General features: G+C 34.4%; 18 protein-coding genes. 10 read left to right on the top strand and 8 right to left on the bottom strand.

Translation table 11 applies throughout. The features are described 5' to 3' along the window. Positions 1–65: 65 nt before the first annotated feature. Both NQ163_RS16220 and NQ163_RS16215 read right to left on the bottom strand, forming a co-directional pair. Complete coding sequence (locus tag NQ163_RS16220; protein ID WP_268191380.1) at positions 66–1,628, bottom strand: ATP-binding protein; 1,563 nt, start codon at positions 1,626–1,628, stop codon at positions 66–68. 224 nt (positions 1,629–1,852) lie between these two features. Continuing rightward, positions 1,853–2,131, bottom strand: a complete 279-nt coding sequence (locus tag NQ163_RS16215; protein WP_268191379.1) for a putative quinol monooxygenase — start codon at positions 2,129–2,131, stop codon at positions 1,853–1,855. Positions 2,132–2,336: 205 nt separating this feature from the next. On the opposite strand from NQ163_RS16215, the gene NQ163_RS16210 reads away from it, so the two are divergent. Continuing rightward, positions 2,337–3,341, top strand: a complete 1,005-nt coding sequence (locus tag NQ163_RS16210) for a PhoH family protein (RefSeq protein ID WP_268191378.1) — start codon at positions 2,337–2,339, stop codon at positions 3,339–3,341. 247 nt (positions 3,342–3,588) lie between these two features. Next, complete coding sequence (locus NQ163_RS16205; protein WP_268191377.1) at positions 3,589–4,536, top strand: phosphoribosylaminoimidazolesuccinocarboxamide synthase; 948 nt, start codon at positions 3,589–3,591, stop codon at positions 4,534–4,536. 108 nt (positions 4,537–4,644) lie between these two features. On the opposite strand, the gene NQ163_RS16200 is transcribed toward NQ163_RS16205, so the two are convergent. The 4 genes from NQ163_RS16200 to NQ163_RS16195 all read right to left on the bottom strand — a co-directional run bounded on the left by NQ163_RS16200 (position 4,645) and on the right by NQ163_RS16195 (position 5,911). Then, complete coding sequence (locus NQ163_RS16200) at positions 4,645–4,980, bottom strand: translation initiation factor (RefSeq protein WP_268191376.1); 336 nt, start codon at positions 4,978–4,980, stop codon at positions 4,645–4,647. A 130-nt stretch (positions 4,981–5,110) separates the two neighbouring features. Then, entirely contained in the window at positions 5,111–5,314 is a 204-nt protein-coding gene (locus NQ163_RS20830; protein WP_442786030.1) for a PLDc N-terminal domain-containing protein, read from the bottom strand. Between the two features lie 3 nt (positions 5,315–5,317). Further along, a complete protein-coding gene (locus tag NQ163_RS20825) occupies positions 5,318–5,509 on the bottom strand; it encodes a PLD nuclease N-terminal domain-containing protein (RefSeq protein ID WP_407944223.1) in 192 nt (63 codons plus the stop codon). Between the two features lie 66 nt (positions 5,510–5,575). Then, positions 5,576–5,911 carry a TraR/DksA family transcriptional regulator gene (locus NQ163_RS16195; protein WP_268191375.1) on the bottom strand — a complete coding sequence of 112 codons (336 nt, stop codon included), beginning with the start codon at positions 5,909–5,911 and terminating at the stop codon, positions 5,576–5,578. A gap of 123 nt (positions 5,912–6,034) precedes the next feature. Between NQ163_RS16195 and NQ163_RS16190 the strand changes: the two genes are divergently transcribed. From NQ163_RS16190 to NQ163_RS16170, 5 genes are all read left to right on the top strand, one after another. Continuing rightward, on the top strand, positions 6,035–6,877 hold the full coding sequence (locus NQ163_RS16190) for a helix-turn-helix domain-containing protein (RefSeq protein WP_268191374.1): 843 nt from the start codon (positions 6,035–6,037) through the stop codon (positions 6,875–6,877). Positions 6,878–7,103: 226 nt separating this feature from the next. Next, entirely contained in the window at positions 7,104–8,255 is a 1,152-nt protein-coding gene (locus tag NQ163_RS16185; RefSeq protein ID WP_268191373.1) for an iron-containing alcohol dehydrogenase, read from the top strand. A gap of 578 nt (positions 8,256–8,833) precedes the next feature. Beyond that, positions 8,834–9,652 carry a sulfide/dihydroorotate dehydrogenase-like FAD/NAD-binding protein gene (locus NQ163_RS16180; RefSeq protein ID WP_268191372.1) on the top strand — a complete coding sequence of 273 codons (819 nt, stop codon included), beginning with the start codon at positions 8,834–8,836 and terminating at the stop codon, positions 9,650–9,652. Between the two features lie 27 nt (positions 9,653–9,679). After that, positions 9,680–11,182 (top strand): NADPH-dependent glutamate synthase, encoded by a 1,503-nt coding sequence (gene gltA, locus NQ163_RS16175; protein ID WP_268191371.1) that lies wholly within the window; start codon positions 9,680–9,682, stop codon positions 11,180–11,182. 155 nt (positions 11,183–11,337) lie between these two features. Beyond that, positions 11,338–11,796: a ferritin family protein gene (locus NQ163_RS16170; RefSeq protein WP_120239905.1), complete on the top strand. Its 459-nt coding sequence runs from the start codon at positions 11,338–11,340 to the stop codon at positions 11,794–11,796. A 154-nt stretch (positions 11,797–11,950) separates the two neighbouring features. On the opposite strand, the gene NQ163_RS16165 is transcribed toward NQ163_RS16170, so the two are convergent. Both NQ163_RS16165 and NQ163_RS16160 read right to left on the bottom strand, forming a co-directional pair. After that, entirely contained in the window at positions 11,951–12,850 is a 900-nt protein-coding gene (locus tag NQ163_RS16165; RefSeq protein WP_268191370.1) for an SPFH domain-containing protein, read from the bottom strand. Between the two features lie 81 nt (positions 12,851–12,931). Next, entirely contained in the window at positions 12,932–13,516 is a 585-nt protein-coding gene (locus tag NQ163_RS16160; protein ID WP_268191369.1) for a tyrosine-type recombinase/integrase, read from the bottom strand. A 452-nt stretch (positions 13,517–13,968) separates the two neighbouring features. On the opposite strand from NQ163_RS16160, the gene NQ163_RS16155 reads away from it, so the two are divergent. The 3 genes from NQ163_RS16155 to NQ163_RS16145 form a co-directional block, all read left to right on the top strand. Further along, on the top strand, positions 13,969–14,424 hold the full coding sequence (locus NQ163_RS16155) for a ferritin family protein (RefSeq protein WP_268191368.1): 456 nt from the start codon (positions 13,969–13,971) through the stop codon (positions 14,422–14,424). A 168-nt stretch (positions 14,425–14,592) separates the two neighbouring features. Then, positions 14,593–16,572, top strand: coding sequence for a PBP1 and LysM peptidoglycan-binding domain-containing protein (locus NQ163_RS16150; RefSeq protein WP_268191367.1), 1,980 nt, complete (start codon positions 14,593–14,595; stop codon positions 16,570–16,572). Between the two features lie 445 nt (positions 16,573–17,017). Then, a partial coding sequence (locus NQ163_RS16145; RefSeq protein WP_268191366.1) for a hemoblobin-interacting domain-containing protein occupies positions 17,018–17,426 on the top strand: 409 nt, incomplete at its 3' end.

Below are 17,426 nucleotides of genomic sequence, written 5' to 3'. Positions count from 1 at the left end.
CAGGTTTTCTAGATAATAAAATTCGATCACCTTAATAAGATTGTATTAAGATTGTTATAAATATCTTACACTTTAAACTGTAATTTTTGTTGTTGGCCTTGTTCTGAATCAACATTTTGTAGTGGAATCCAGAAGGAGAATTTACTGCCTTTATTTACTTCCGATTCAACTTCTATTTGTCCGTTTAAAAGGAGTAGAATTCCTTTTACAATGGATAAACCCAAGCCTGTTCCATCATGAGTACGTGTGGTTTCCTGATCTACCTGGGTGAAACGGTTGAACACATTCTCTAATTCTTTTCCAGGGATTCCAATGCCCGTGTCTTCAACCTGAAAGTATATTTTGTTGGCCGAACGATGGTAGTTAATGGTAATGCTTCCTTCTTGTGTAAATTTAAAAGCATTGCTAATTAAATTGGCAAATATCTGCTTTAGTCTTCCTTTATCGCTACAAAGAACAATGTTTTCGCTATCGAAGTTTATTGGGAATTTTACATTAATGTGGTGTTTTCCGAACCTGCTTTGCAGGGCTAAAGCAACAGATTGTACTTCTATTAATAGAGAGTTTAAATCAAACTGTTCGAGATGTAATTCTACTTTTTCTGATTCAATTTTTGAAATGTCAAGGAGGTCATTTAAAATGCAAAGAAGGTCATTTCCTCTTTGATTAATGATACTGGTGTACTCAATTAGTTTGTTTCTATTGTCAAATTCATCAGGAATTAATGATGAAAAACCAAGAATGGCATTCATTGGTGTCCTGATTTCGTGACTCATATTTTGAAGGAAAATGGTTTTTAAGCGATCGCTTTCCTCGGCTTTATCTTTTGCAATGATCAGCTCTCTGTTTTTTTCCCTTAACAAGGCTTCGTTAACAGCTATTTTATGTTGTGATTCGTTTTTCTCTTTTACCGAATGCAAAGTTCTTCTATAGGCTAGCCATCCTAAAAATAATCCCATTAGGGCAATCAAAACATGCGAATAGGCATAATCTTGTATTTTTGAATTTAATATGGCATCATACCTTTCCATTGGAATGGCTACACTAATTCCACCGTGAATGTCTCCCAATTGATAATTTTCCTCGGTATGACATTTCAAACATCCTTTTTCTACATAAAGAGGTTTTATAAAACGCAAATACTCCTTGTTGTCTATTTTTTCAACGCTACTGTACTCCTTAGCTCCGGTTTCGAACAATTTTAATGCTTTAATTTCCCATTCGTCTGGCTTGTTTTTAGGATGTATTGGATTTAAGCTGGTTATGTGTCCTTTTTCTCCTGATTCAGCTTCACTGATTTCAAATGCAAGCCTGGTCATATAGGCTGGATTGATTAAAGTTAGTTTTTTACCGCTTGTGCTTGTAATGTCTCTGTCGGGAACAAAATTTAAGTATTCATTCGGAGTAATTTTCTCGGTAATCGGAATATAAACACCACCATGCATTGCTGCCCATCGTCGGAAGGTTAAATCTTTATTATGATTTCCTTTTGCTTCAACTTTAGCTAACTCATATGTTGTCTTTTTTTCTTCTTGTATGTTCCAGATAAGGGAACTGGCAAGCAGAAAAATAAAACCAATACTAGTCGCGAAAAAGAATTGTTTAATGTGGCTAACATCTTTAGTCATAAGTAATAAAAATGATTTTGCAGTTGTGGTGTTAATTGTAGGTCTTGTTTTCCTATAGCTAAATAAAAACAATCTTATGATTTCTGCAAATTACTTTACGGATATTTTTTATTAAAATTTATGGAGGAGTGCTTAAATTTATTGTATAGTAATTACTGTAAGTGTAATTTAAGTTGAAGTGAAACAGGATTGAAAAATGGTTTTGAGAAGAAAAGAAGCCGGTATTAGGCAAGACTCCAAGCTTGTGGTTTGTTGGCAAACCATTGTTTTACCTGGCTCCAGTTGCCACGGAAAAAATCTGATTTGCGATAGATGTTTAATGCCGATTCCGACTTCCAATGACTTACAGTAAAGAAGACGGAAGGATTGTTTTGATCTTGTAAAACTTGCAGGTAAGAACATCCTTCGAAGGCCAAAATATCAGTTTTTTCATTCTTTGTCAAGATTTTAAAATCTTCAATATGTTCTTTTCGAATTTCAAGTTTTACAAATCGGATAATCATTGGAATTTTATTTAATAATTTTCACTTGTTATACCATTTAAAATATCATATAAATTCTTGGTATAATGCCGATATATTAATGATAAGTGGTAAAGAGAAATCGAATTTAACACTACTGTCATTAAATAATCGGTACATTGAGTTCACAAATCAGAATTAATAACTAATTTGTGGGCTCAAATGTAATGAATATTGAAAAAACTATATGATAGAAAAGAGTATATCTTTAGGGGTAATTGACCCTCTTGAATTTTATGGAATTAACAATGCAAAACTTGAAGTGGTAAAGGAGTTGTTTCCGAAGCTAAAAATTGTGGGCAGAGGAAATGAAATTATTGCAAGTGGAGAGGAGAAAATACTTGAAGTATTCGAGGATAAAATCAATTTGTTGATTCAACACTACAACCAGTACAATGTTCTTACTCTTTCCAATATAAAAAGAATCATTCTTGAAAATACGCCAGGTATTCAAGATCCTGATGATCCTGAAAGTGTAATTATTTTTGGGAACAATGGGAAAATTATTCGTGCCAAAACAGCCAATCAGCGCAAGCTGGTAGAAAAATCAGCTAAAAACGATATGGTGTTTGCTGTAGGACCTGCAGGATCGGGAAAAACCTACACGGCAATTGCCTTGGCAGTTAAAGCATTGCGCAACCAGGAAGTAAAACGTATTATATTGAGTCGTCCGGCTGTTGAGGCAGGAGAAAATCTTGGATTCCTTCCTGGCGATTTAAAGGAAAAGATTGATCCCTATTTGCAACCGCTTTACGATGCTTTGCTGGATATGATTCCACCAAGAAAACTGGCTGATTATTTGGAAGCTGAGGTCATTCAAATTGCACCGTTGGCCTACATGCGTGGTAGAACCTTAAATGATGCTTTTGTAATATTAGATGAGGCTCAAAATACAACGACCAAGCAGTTGAAAATGTTCTTAACTCGTATGGGAACCAGTGGTAAGTTTATGATTACCGGTGATATTACCCAAATTGATTTGCCACGCAAGCAACAATCAGGTTTGATTCAGGCATTCCGAATTCTTCGAAAGATTAAGGGAATTGCAATGGTTGAATTCGATAGTTCGGATATCATTCGCCATCGCTTGGTAAAGGAAATTGTTGCTGCTTACGAAAAAGAAGACGATAGGATAGAACAAAAGATAAAAGAGAAGAAACTGGAAGAGAAGAAGAATGACAGAGATCAGTAACCAGTGAACAATTATCAATTCAGATTGGATTGTGTTTTTGCATTAACTTATTGAATAATTAGGGTTTTCCCTGTAGGATAAATTCAAGGTGAATTTTCTGTAACAAATTCCATATTTGTTCTTTTTTACAATTTTACTTTTATCTATCTTCGCAACTAAATGAAATATCTATTGGCTAATGGCTAACAACTTTTGGCTTTTAGCTTAATTTAAACCGTTTTATAAATTATTTGAATTTTTTGGAGCAATGAAAGAAGCTATTGTTAAAACAGATTTTAATTTTCCGAATCAGAAAAATGTTTACAAGGGCAAGGTAAGAGACGTTTATAATATCAACGACGAATATCTTGCAATGGTTGTTTCTGATCGTATTTCGGCATTTGACGTTGTATTGCCTAAGGGAATTCCTTTTAAAGGTCAGGTTTTGAACCAAATTGCAGAGCGCTTCCTGGATGCAACTGCAGATATTGTTCCAAACTGGAAAATTGCTACTCCAGATCCAATGGTAACTGTTGGTCATTTGGCTGAGCCATTCATGGTTGAAATGGTAATTCGTGGCTACCTAACAGGACACGCCTGGAGAGAATACAAAGCTGGAAAAAGAACATTATGTGGTGTACCACTTCCTGAGGGAATGGTTGAAAACCAAAAGTTCGAAAAACCAATTATTACACCTACAACCAAAGCTTTAGAAGGGCACGATGAGGATATCTCAAGAGAAGAGATCTTAGAACAAGGTATCGTAAGCAAAGAAGATTACGAAGCTCTTGAAAAGTACACAATGGAATTGTTCCAGAGAGGTACTGAAATTGCTGCTGAAAAAGGTTTGATTTTGGTGGATACCAAATATGAGTTCGGTAAGAAAGATGGTAAGATTTACCTGATCGACGAAATTCATACTCCTGATTCATCTCGTTATTTCTACATTGAAGGTTATGAAGAGCGTTTGGCAAATGGCGAAGCTCAAAAGCAATTGTCGAAAGAGTTTGTTCGTGAGTGGTTAATGGAAAATGGATTCCAGGGTAAGGAAGGACAAGAAGTTCCTGAAATGGATGAGGCAAGAATTAACCAAATTTCTGAGCGTTACATTGAGTTGTACGAGCAAATTATTGGTGAGAAATTTGTTAAAGCCGAAGCAACAGCTGTTAAGGATAGAATTGAAAAGAACATTGAAGCTTGTTTGAAAGAAATTTAAGCTTTATACGCTGACATAAGAAAACCCCGAAATCCTTGGATTTCGGGGTTTTTATATTTGTATGATGTACAGACACACGGCCGTGTGTCTCTATAACAATCATTGAAATCATCCACCAACGCGTTTTACCTGGTAACCCTCTGCTTTAAGGATATCCATAATCTTATCTCGGTGATCGCCTTGAATCAAGATTTCTCCATCTTTAGCAGATCCTCCGCCACCACATTTCGATTTTAGCATTTTTCCTAAATCCTTTAAATCATCAGGACTGCCAATAAAGCCTTCAATTAAAGTAACAACTTTACCCTTGCGCTGTTTTTTATCTAGTAAAACCTTTAGTTTTTGCTGATTAGGGGGAAGTGTTTCTTCTACAAAATCTTCTTCGTATTCGTAGTTGTAATCTGGATTGGTTGAGTATACGATATTTTTTTTCTTTTTTGCCATAATATTTTAAAGTTTCAAGTGAAAAAGGATAAAGTAATTAATTGTAAAGTTTGTAGGAGTTTGATTATCTCCGAACTTTGTAACAGCTAACAGCTAACAGCTAACAGCTAACAGCTAACAGCAAAGATACCTATTTTCTCTTTCGATGTTTTATGCGGTCGTAAAAATAGATAATGGAGCCAATAATCGGTAGAAAGATTACCAGTAGAATCCAAATCAATTTATCGATTCCCAGTAATTTTCTTTTGAGGATATCTACTATTGCAACAATTGGCAGAAGAATGGCTACTATTTTAAGAAGTAGCCAAATGTTAAATAGAATTGAGGTAATCATGCTTTATTTTCTAGTCTTTTGTTTCAGTCCAAATATAAAATAAAGAATTGGACCAAGAAATGGAAAGAATAATACTATCAATATCCAAATCAATTTGTTTGTATTGGTGAATTCGTTTCTTACAATATCAATTAAAGCAAATAGTGGTAGAAGCAAGATTAATCCCAATATAACAAGTTGCCATGGGCCTATCATACCGCATAATGTAAACATGGTAGACTAATAATTAAGTTTTTAAAATAATTTATTCTAGTAAAAATATTATCTACTTGCACAGCGAACACACTTTTTACTTTCGGGCATGATCATGATTCTTCCGATAGGAATTTCTGTACCACACTTTATGCATTTTCCAAAATTAGGGTCATCCAGGTTTTTCACTGTTTCTTTTAAAGCAATTAATTGGACTTGTTTTTTGCGTAATGCGGCCTCGTTTACACTTTTGTTATTAATGGCATCCATTCGGCTAACTCGTCCAATGGCAGAATCCGGAGAAATGGGTTGGGTTAAATCTTTTAGTGTAACAATTTCAACTTCCAGTTTTTCAATCTTTTCTTTTATTTGGTTTTCAATATGGTCTTTCTTGTCTTGTATCATTATGAGTTGCTTAAGGTTTGGGTCTTTCAAAGATAGCATAAAATGTAGATTGCACTTTATTGTTGAATACTTATGAGAAAATGAATTACTTTTGTCTCAGATTCTTTATTTAATCGAGTGAACATGTCGGTAGCAAATATTCCTGAAATATATATTCAATCGGATAGTCGAGAGCAAGATTTATTTGTTTATGATTTTAAAATGACCAGTGATGTAGTTAAAAGCAAGGTCAATTTAAGCATGAACATGTTTAGTTTTTTGCAGGTAGGTAAAAAACAAGTTCATTTTGCCGATGCATCAGTAATGGTGAATAAAGAACAATCCTTATTAATCCGTGAGGGAAATTGGCTATGGACTGAGCTTCTGGACAATGATGATATCTATTATTGTAAGCTTTTTTTCTTTTCAGAAGATAGATTAAAGGAATTCCTGAAGAAATATCCTATTCAAGAAGGGAAGTTAAAAGGGGAAGTACCATTTTTTGTGATAGAGAATGATGAATATATCGCTTCGTATATCGGTACGCTCTCCAGAATGGCAGCCATGCCTTCAACTTTTAACGAAAACCTGCTTTCCATTAAGTTCGAAGAAATCATGTTATATCTTATTGGAAAATATGGAGAGAAGTTCGAATTGTACCTTCATTCATTGATATCTAAAGAAAATTCCCCGTTTAAAAGGGTGATAGAGAGCAATGCTTATTCGAATTTAAAGTTAGAGGAAATTGCCTTTTTGTGTAATATGAGCCTTTCGACATTCAAGCGTAATTTTATTGCAGAATATGGAGTTTCGCCAGGAAAGTGGTTGCAGGATAAGCGATTACAAAAGGCAAAAGATCTTTTGCTGCAAGGCGATGTTACAGCTTCGGATATTTACCTTGATTTTGGTTACAGCAACCTATCTAACTTTAGTATTGCATTCAAGAATAAGTTTGGAATTAGTCCAATTGAAATTCTCAAGCAATAAAGAATCCTTTATTTATTAGGCTTTTGGAGAGAGTTAATTCTTTAAAAAGTTATTAATTTTTCATTTTGACCTTTTTTAATAATCGAATGAACTTTTTCAGTAAGCATGCTGAAAGAGACTTGCCATACTTTTGTCAGCGTAATCATTAACAATGCTTCAAGACTGAAAAGAGCTTTCAGTTGAATTATTGTTTTGAACTGATAAAAACCAAATTAAATAAAAAGTTATGGCAAAATTTATCGTACCAAAAGAGATCTTCCACGGATTGGGAAGTCTTGAAAATTTAAAAGAATTAAAAGGAAAAAAAGCAGTTATCGTAATTGGTGGTAACTCGGTAAGAGCAAATGGTTCATTAAAAAGAACTGAAGACTTTTTGAAAGAAGCAGGAATTTCTTCAGTAGTATTCTCGGGTGTTGAAGCAGATCCATCTATCGATACCGTGAAAAGAGGTGCTGATTTCTTTACGCAAGAGCAACCGGATGTTATTGTAGGTTTGGGTGGTTGTTCAGCTATTGATGCAGCAAAAGCGATGTGGGTATACTACGAGTATCCTGAATCAACTTTAGAAGAGTTGGCAGCTCCATTTGCAGTGAAGAAAATGCGTAACAAAGCTTACTTTGTAGCGGTTCCTTCAACTAGTGGTACTGGTACCGAAATTACTGGTCTTTCTGTTATTACTGACAAAGAAAAAGGAACCAAATATCCAATCGTTTCTCACGAGTTAACTCCTGATGTTGCAATTGTTGATGGTGAACTTTGTGAAAGTATGCCAGCTCATGTAACTGCAAACACTGGTTTAGATGCTTTAAGTCACGGTGTTGAAGCTTACGTTTCAAATATTGCTGATCGTTACAACGATTCTTTGGCAAAAGGTGCAATTGAATTGGTGTTCGAAAACTTACCAACAGCTTATGCTGAGCCAAACAACAAAGAAGCTCGTCAGGCAATGCACGATGCATCATGTATGGCAGGTATGGCATTTACTAATGTATGGTTGGGAATTGTTCACTCCATGTCTCACCAAATAGGTGGTACTTTTGGTATTCCTCATGGATGTGGTAATGCCATCTTAATGCCTAATGTAGCTCGTTTCAATTCAAAAGTTACTGACAAGTATGAAGATTTGGCTGCTTTGTTCGGAAAATCAACATCTGATGATTTTGCACAGGAAATCGAAGCTTTACGCTCAAAAGTAGGTGTTGTTGGTTCAATTAAAGAGTACGGTATCAGTCAGGAAGAGTGGGATGCGAAGTTAGATACGCTTACGCAGAATGCTATGGATGATCCTTGTACATTATTCAACCCTCGTAAACCAAAATTTGAAGAAATTAAGGCAATTTTCCAAGCTTGTTACGAAGGAACAACAATTGATTTCTAATTGAAGTTAATGTGTAACGAAAACAAAGGGTGTCCTTATAATATGGATGCCCTTTTTATATAAAAATACTTTTGCACTTAAATCCAGAAAGAAGTTCATTCCTTTATAAAGGAAAAGAATAGTGCTTTTTTTATCAAAGATTTCTATGGTTTGTTTCAGTTTGAGGCAAAGCAAATGAACTATTTTTGTTATAAAATCTTTTGGCAAATAAAATGATAAAGAGGCTGGTTTGTTTTGCTTTCTAATCTCGACTTATTCTTGATAGGAGATGAGAAATGTAATTGGCTCTTTATTTTTTGCATAAGTAGTTGTAATGCTATATTTTACAGATTCATTAGATGCAATAAGAGGTGATTATCGAAACCGCTGAGAATCTAAGGGTTTAATTAGATTTATCCTAAACTAAAAAACTGTTTAAAAATACATTTTTGTTGTAGGTAGGTATGCCACTTCTTTTTACATTTGGAATAGAAATAAGTACTGATTATTAAGATTGGAAACGATTGCGAATAAGCTAGTTCCATTTATTAATAAATCAGTTTTTGTTTTGTTTTTTCATTCATTTATTAAAAAACGTAATGAACAAGATCGTTGAAAAAGAAAATTTTTCAGAAAAAGTAGTAAAACTTGTAGTTGAAGCTCCTTTAATTGCTAAAGCACGCAAACCAGGTAACTTTGTTATTGTAAGAGTTGGCGAAAAAGGAGAACGAATCCCTCTGACCATTGCAGGTGCAGATATTAAGAAAGGAACCATTACCATGATCGTACAGAAAATGGGAGTTTCTTCGAAAAAGTTATGTGCTCTTGAAGTAGGTGACTGCGTAACGGATTTAGTTGGTCCACTAGGTAAACCAACCGAGATTCACAATGTAGGTACTGTGCTTTGTTGTGGTGGTGGTGTAGGAGTTGCTCCACTATTACCAATTGTAGAAGGATATAAGAAAGCGGGAAATAAGGTAATTACTGTTCTTGCTGCGCGTAATAAAGATCTTTTGATTTTAGAAGATGAAATGCGCAAACATTCCGATGAGGTTATCATTATGACTGATGACGGATCATACGGAAACAAAGGTTTGATTACAGAAGGTATGGAAGAAGTAATACAACGTGAAAAAATTAACGAGTGTATTACAATTGGTCCAGCTATTATGATGAAATTCTGTTCGCTTCTTACCAAAAAGTACGAAATTCCAACTATGGCAAGTTTAAATAGTATTATGGTTGATGGTACAGGAATGTGCGGTGCATGTCGTGTTACTGTTGATGGTAAAACCAAATTTACTTGTGTAGATGGGCCTGAGTTCGACGCTCATAAAATCGATTTTGATGAAATGATGTCGAGACTTGGTGGATACAAGTCTGAAGAGCAGGATAAAATGGATCACTTTCAGGAATAATCAAATAACAACAACAAAATCAGGACAATGGAAAGGTCTGAAGAGTATATAAAAAACGAACGCAAAAAAGAGTGGAGAGTTGAGCTCCAAAAGAAAACAAAAGCCAAAGATCGTATGGCTATTGAAAGGGTCGAAATGTCAGAACAAGATCCTAATGAGCGTATCAAATCACAAAGAATTGAAGTAAATAATGGACTGACTAAGGAACAGGCAGTTAAGGAAGCTATGCGTTGTATGGACTGTGTAAATCCTACATGTATGGAAGGTTGTCCGGTAAGCATTAACATTCCTAAGTTCATTAAAAATATTGAAAGAGGCGAGTTTGGAAAGGCCGCTTCTGTATTAAAAGAAACAAGTGCATTGCCTGCAGTTTGTGGTCGTGTTTGTCCACAGGAAGTTCAGTGTGAGCAGAAATGTTTCTATGTTGAGAAATTGAATCAACCATCAGTAGCTATTGGCCACTTGGAGCGTTTTGCTGCCGATTGGGAGAGAGAGTCTGGTGAAATTGCAGTTCCTGATTGTGCAGAATCAAACGGTGTTAAAGTTGCTGTTATTGGTTCGGGTCCATCAGGATTGTCATTTGCAGGCGATATGGCAAAATTAGGATATGATGTTACTGTATTCGAGGCATTACACGAAATTGGTGGGGTGTTGAAATATGGTATTCCTGAATTCCGTTTGCCAAATGCTGTTGTTGACGTTGAAATTGACAACCTACGCAATATGGGTGTGAAGTTCATCACAAACTTTATTGTAGGACAGACTGCTTCATTGGAAGACCTAAAAGAAGACGGCTACAAAGCATTCTATGTAGGTTCAGGAGCTGGTTTACCAAGATTCATGAACATCCCTGGAGAGAATGCCAATGGTATCCTTTCATCAAACGAGTACCTTACTCGTGTGAACTTGATGGGAGCAGATGCTGAGGATTCAGATACTCCGGTTCTACGTGGTAAAAACGTAGTAGTAGTTGGTGGTGGTAACACTGCAATGGACTCGGTACGTACAGCCAAGCGTTTGGGTGCAGAAAATGCTATGATTGTTTACCGACGTTCTGAAGAAGAAATGCCTGCGCGTGTTGAAGAGGTTCACCATGCAAAACAAGAAGGTGTTGAATTCTTAACGCTTACTAATCCTATTGAGTACATTGCTGACGAAAACGGTCGTGTAAAACAAGTTAAAGTTCAGAAAATGGAATTGGGAGAGCCTGATGCTTCAGGACGTAGAAGACCTATTCCAATGGAAGGTTCGGAATATACTATTGATGCAACTGTTGTAGTTGTAGCAGTGGGTGTATCACCAAATCCATTAATTCCAAACTCTGTTGATGGATTGGAAGTATCGAAGTGGGGAACCATTGAGGTAGTGAAGGATAAGATGCAGTCTTCTATTCCGGAAGTATTTGCAGGTGGCGATATCGTGCGCGGTGGTGCTACAGTAATCCTTGCAATGGGTGACGGTCGTAAGGCTGCTGCCAATATGGATGTATATTTGAAAGAAAAATATTTGTCTCAAAAAGTAGAACAATAGGTATTGGCAAACAGCTTTTAGCGGACAGTTAAAAGCTTAAAAGATGCTCTCTGCTATATGCTGAAAACCGATAACTATATCAAATTATTCATTATCTTTCATTAAAAAGGATTTTGAAATAATAAGATTGCGATACTTTAAAATTGAAATAAGATATGAAGGAATTTAATTCACTTGAGGATATTCTAGATTTTGCTATCAACGAAGAGCAAATGGCTGCTGATTTCTATACTGCTTTGGCAGCGAAAATGGATCACCAGGAAATGAAAGATACTTTTGAGCAATACGCTTTGGAAGAGATCGGACACCGTGCGAAGTTGGAGTCTATTAAAAATGGTAAGGAGTATAAGGTATCAGAAGAAAAGGTAGCTGATTTAAAGATTGGTGATTACCTTGTTGATGTTGATACTGAAAAAACAAACATTACCTACCAGGAAGCTTTAACCATTGCGATGAAAAAAGAGAAAGCTGCATTTAAATTGTATAACGATTTGGCTGCTGCTGCATCTGATGAAGTTTCACGTGATATGTTTTTGATGTTAGCTCAGGAAGAAGCAAAACACAAATTGAGATTCGAAGTTGAATATGACAACAACATCTTAACTGAGAACTAAAATTTGTTTGATAATACAGAAGAGCCGTAGCATTGCTACGGCTTTTTTATTGCTTGAAATTCAATTGATCTTAATTGAAAAGACAAAATAAAAATCCCTAAAGCTCAGGAAACTTTAGGGATTTTAGATGTCAAATATTATTTTGTAATTAGCCTTAGTTTTTGTGTTGGTTGCTAACCACATCAGCTCCAACCATAGCTTCCATCATTTTTCCTTTCATACCTAGGTCGGAAGTCATAAAAATCACATTTTTATTCTTTTCTCCCATACTGATTAGTGTCTCTTGGTCGATTAGTTTTATCACTAATTCGGTAGCGTCTTTAATTTCCATGTTGGTTCCTACAGTTAAATCTTTAATGGCTTTTTCACGTCCTTTTAAAACGGCCATTTGTTGTAAAGCAACACCTTCACCCTGTAATTTTTTACTTTCTTTCTCTGCTTCAGCTGCTTTAATAATCAGAATTTTTTCAGCTTCTCCTTTTTCTTCAGCAGCTTGACGAAGTCTTTTCTGTTCGTTAATCGCATTCATTGCATCTACAACTTTAGCATCGGGTAAAATGTCTACTACCAATGTCTTTTTAATGTCAAAACCATAGCTAGACAATAATGAATTCAGACCTTCCATAACCGTGTTTGCAATGTTGTCTTTATTCTCATAAACCATATCCAACTCCATTTTTGGTACTTCTGCTCTTACGGCATCGAAAACAAAAGATTCTATCTGTGCTGTTGAATCTGCAAGCTCGTAAAATGAGTTTTTAATGCTCTCCATATCAGCCTTAATAAGATATTGTATCGCAACTTCAATCTTTAAAGTAACCTTATCCTGAGTAATGGTTTCAACCGGAACACGCAATTCCTGAATTTGTAAATTTTGAACACCAACTACCTGATCTATTAACGGAATCCTTAAGCTAATACCAGCTTTTCGCACAGATTGAAATTTACCCAATCGTTGAATGATTTTGGCTTGTTTTTGATTAACGATAACAATTGAGAAGAGCAATAATATTACTGCAAGAACACTAAAAATAATGATAGCTAAATTTTCCATTGTTTAGTTTTTTTTATGAATTAATATTGATTTTGTTAATGATATGTTTTGTGACTAACTTTTAATTTTTGTTTTAATGGATTACATTGAGAATATCATATAGTTATCCTTGTCTTCAGAAGAATTAGAACAGCCTAAAAAGTTGGCAGTGATGGTCCAGGAGGCGTGTCCTAATAATTGAGAAATCCATCTCTTGGCATCAGTAGAGAAGTTTTTAGCTTGTAAGAATTTCATGCAAAAAGTCTTTAAAAAACTATCTGAGGATAAATTCTGATAAGGTATTTCGTATTTGGTAAAAAGCAATTTGATTTGCTTGTTAACATACTGAGAGGATAAAACTTGTTTACCACTATTGTTAAGAAATATGGGCTGTTCTATATCTGGCGTATCCATTTTGTAATAGATTCTACGAATCAGGTTATTAATATCATCAATGATATAAATGGTTCTTAATTTATTTTTATCCATAATTTCAAAAGAAGTTTTATTTAAAACATCTTCCCATCTAATTGTTAAAATGTTTTTTAATCTAAGACCAAAAAAACATCCAAAAGCAACAATTAAAGCAATTTTATACTGTTTGTTCAACTCAAGTTTTTGAATGGTAAGAGGAATGAATTTCCATTCAATATGTTCAGATTTTGATATGTCTCCTTGTATATCCATTTCGATTGGTAATTGTGAATTCTTAAGTGAAAATAGATAAAAAGTTTCAAAAAACAAATTAAATTCATAAAGATGAAACTAAAAAAAAGAGTATTGTTTTAATAATTATTCAACAGAAATTATATTTTAACTATTATAACGACTTAATTGAAATAGAGTTATGTATTGTTTTTATGAGTAAAATGGAGATTGTGAATAGATCAAAAAAAGTTTGTTGAAAGTGTATAATACTGCTGATATTCGGTTTTTGAATACATATGTTTCATCTAAATACAATTTTAATTAAGGAATAAATAAGTGTAGAATGATAGATTTTCGGTTCATGGTTTCTTAAAAGCAAATAATCTTTTTGACATCGAATCAATTGTTTTGTAACTTATTGATTTGATACTTTTTAAAGTAATGTGCTTGGTTGAGTTAATGTGGTTGTAAACGTCAAAATAGTAGGTTAGATGAAAATTTTTAGAACTTTTGAGGAAATTATCGATTATGCGATTGATAGTGAAATGAACGAAATTGAGTTTTACTCGGATTTGGCAGAGAGAATGGATCGGAAGAATGTAAAGCAATTGTTCATGAATATTGCCCTTGAGAAAACTGCCAGAATGTTAAGGCTCGAAAAGATGAAGGATCTTAAAATAGAGTTCGATGTGGATGAAGTACAGGATATGAAAATTGCAGGTTCGCTTGATGATATAGATTGTACAAAAACAGATCTATCATATCAGGAAGCATTGATTCTTGCCATGAAAAAAGAGAAGGATAAGTTCAAATTCTATTCAGAGATGTCAGAGGTGGCATTAAATAAAGAGTGTAGAGATACATTTTTGGCTTTGGCAAATGAAGAAGCTCGACAAAAGCTAAAGTTTGAGATTGAATATGACGAGTTTGTTCTGGTAGAAAACTAATTTACAGATACTTTATGTGTTGATTTGATAATCGGAGCTGAGGTGTTCAGCTTCGATTTTGTTTTTTTCTGTGGCGCAATTCTTGTATATATTTTGTTTTCAAAGCATACTTTAGTATTTTTGCTTTCAATTTGAATAATCTATAAACGTTTGAAAAACAAATATTTAATGAATTGTTTTCTTCGCATTTTTCTCTTGATTGGTCTTTTCTTAGGGACTGTTAATTTTGCTCATTCTCAGAATGCTACAATTGAAATATCTAAAAATAAGGTAGTTGTTGGTGGTAAAACTTATCTTTTGCATGTAGTAAAAGAAAAACAAACTTTATTTTCCATTTCAAAAGCCTATGGAGTGTCACTTGGTGAGCTTATGAGAGCCAATGGTAAAAGTCAGGCTACAGTAAGCATAAATGAAGTGTTGCGAGTTCCTTTTGTTGAAGGAAAAAAGGCCATTTCGCCTGTTATTGTCAAAAAAGAGGATGATAGATATGTCTATCATGTTGTAAAGAAGGACGATACGGTTTATTCACTTTCGAAAAAGTATAGTGTATCAATGGCTTCTATAGAGAAGGAAAACCCTGGAAGTGATCAGTCCTTGCCATTGAATTCTGTGGTGAAAATCCCCAAAAATCAACAGCAAAAAGAAGTGAAGGAATTAAGCGTTCCAAAGCACGATAAAAAATATTACTACTATGTAATTAAAGCTGGTGATACACAGTATTCAATTGCAAACGAGTTTAGGATGAAGCAAAAAAAGCTTCGAAAATTAAATCCGAAATTAAAGAATAAAATTTTACAGCCTGGTGATTGGGTGAGAATTCCACGCTATTTGGTACCACTTGAGTATTTTGAGGTAAAAGAAACACCAAAGGATACAATTAAAGAAGAGTTGGTTGTTTTGGATACCATACAACAGGTTGATGAAGTGGTAGCGGAGGTTGCCAAGAAAAAGGTGAGTGTTGGTTTATTTTTACCATTGTATCTGGAAGCCAACGATACTATTAATCAGATCGTAACTTATAAAGATTCCATTGAAATTGTTACAGATAGAGAATCACGTGTAATTTATCGCAAGTCGCGCGAATTTATTCGTTTTTATCAAGGAGTATTGCTGGCTGTTGATTCTTTGCAAAAGGAAGGATTGTCGGTAGATTTGCATGTTTTTGATACTGAGCGAAATCCTGAGAAATTACAAAGAACTTTATCGCAAATTCAATTTATTGATTTCGATTATTGGATTGGTCCTGTGTATCCACGAACATTCGCAGTAGCTGCTAATTTTGCCAGAACAAAGAAAATTCCAATCATTTCGCCTTTGTCAGCAAAGAATCCTCAAATCGATTCTAATCCTTTTGTGATACAATTGAATACTTCATTAAACTCAATTTGTCGACAAATTTCAAACTATGTAAGTGAAGATTTTGAGTACAAGAATATTGTTGTTGTGCATCCTGAAAGATACAAGCATTTAAATGAAGCAAAATTGATTAAGGATATCGAACATCAGCTGTTCGAAAAAGGATTGTATTGGCAAACCGATGAAGTATCATATAAGAAAATTTCGTTTGATGAATATGGTAGATATGGTTTAGAGGCTACCATGTGCGATTCATGTGAAAACATAGTGATTTTGCCATCGAATGATCAACCTTTGGTGGAGAATATCATTACCAATTTAAATGTCTTGAGCCAAAGATATGCGATACGTTTGGTGGGATTCTCGAAATGGCAAAGATATACTAGTTTGGAGGCTGACTATTATTATAATTTAAATTTCTCATTGTTTAGTCCATATTTTATCGATTATAAAGAAGTAAAAATCGAAAAGTTTGTAAATACATTTAGAAATAGGTTTATGAGTGAACCAAGTGACTTTAGCTTTAGAGCATATGATATTTGTAGGTTCTTTTCGTTGGCAGCAAGTAAGTTTGGAACCGATTTTCCAGAAAAGATGAATGAAATGGAGGTGGAGCTATTACAATCTGCTTATCATTTTGAGCGAATGTCAGCATTTGGAGGTTTGGAGAATAGAGGAACTCATTTGATAAACTATTCTAGAGATTTCAAAATCAGGCACAAAGAAATGAAGTTGAAAGAAGAAGAAAAAGAGAAAGGGTTGGATTTATTGCAAAAATCATTTGAATATTAAATAACGTAAGTTCGATGTAAAATATAAAGAGGCTTCTCTTGCTTTATAGCATAGAAGTCTTTTTTTTGTATTGTAATAACCGATTTTTTTAAAAAAAAGTTAATACAAAGTGAGGCTTTACCCACCTCTTTAATTTAAAATTTTGAATTGGAGTTCAAGTAATTATTGGGAATTAATTCTTTGTTTGTAGATGAAAATAGATTTGGTTTAGCGCTTTTTCTTATCCAAAATCGGATAATTCTTCCAAAAAAGGAATTTGTTAAGAAATCTTAAAAGAAAATAGAGAATTCAATGCTTTCAGAATTAATGTGTCTTATTTTCTCCAAAAACGTAGATGAAGCACATGAATGAGTAAAAACACTTAAGTGGCACTAGAATAGTAATATAGGAGGTTTGGTATGTGCTTTGGTTTATTCAAGCTGTTAGTTATCAAAAGTCCTATGCTATGAAAAAATATTTACTCCTGGGATACCTATGGGTATTTACTTCGTTTACCCTTTTTGCTCAAGTTCCAACTGATATTACTGCAGACCCTAATGCAACAGTAGATGAACTATTTGAAATAACGTTTACTGATGGAGAGACCTGGCGTCTGGGAATTACACAAATTTCATTTGGAGATGATGTTTTAGATCCTGGCAGTTATGATTTTGATTCTGCCAATAAAATTGTTTTTGATCCATCGGCATCTGCTTTTTTGCGGGTGGATACTACTCTTACAATGACCATACAATCTAGTGAAGGAAATGGTACTGTTTCACAAACCATTGGTCATGGAGCGGCCACAAAATTCACCATTACCACTCAGCCAGCGGCGCCTGCTACAAATGGTGCAGCACTGGCAGCACAGCCTG

It is taken from the genome of Marinifilum sp. D737, from assembly GCF_026672275.1.
Classification (GTDB): domain Bacteria; phylum Bacteroidota; class Bacteroidia; order Bacteroidales; family Marinifilaceae; genus Marinifilum.
The sequence above is the reverse complement of the archived record's forward strand: the minus strand, read 5'-3'. Positions and strand labels throughout refer to the sequence as shown.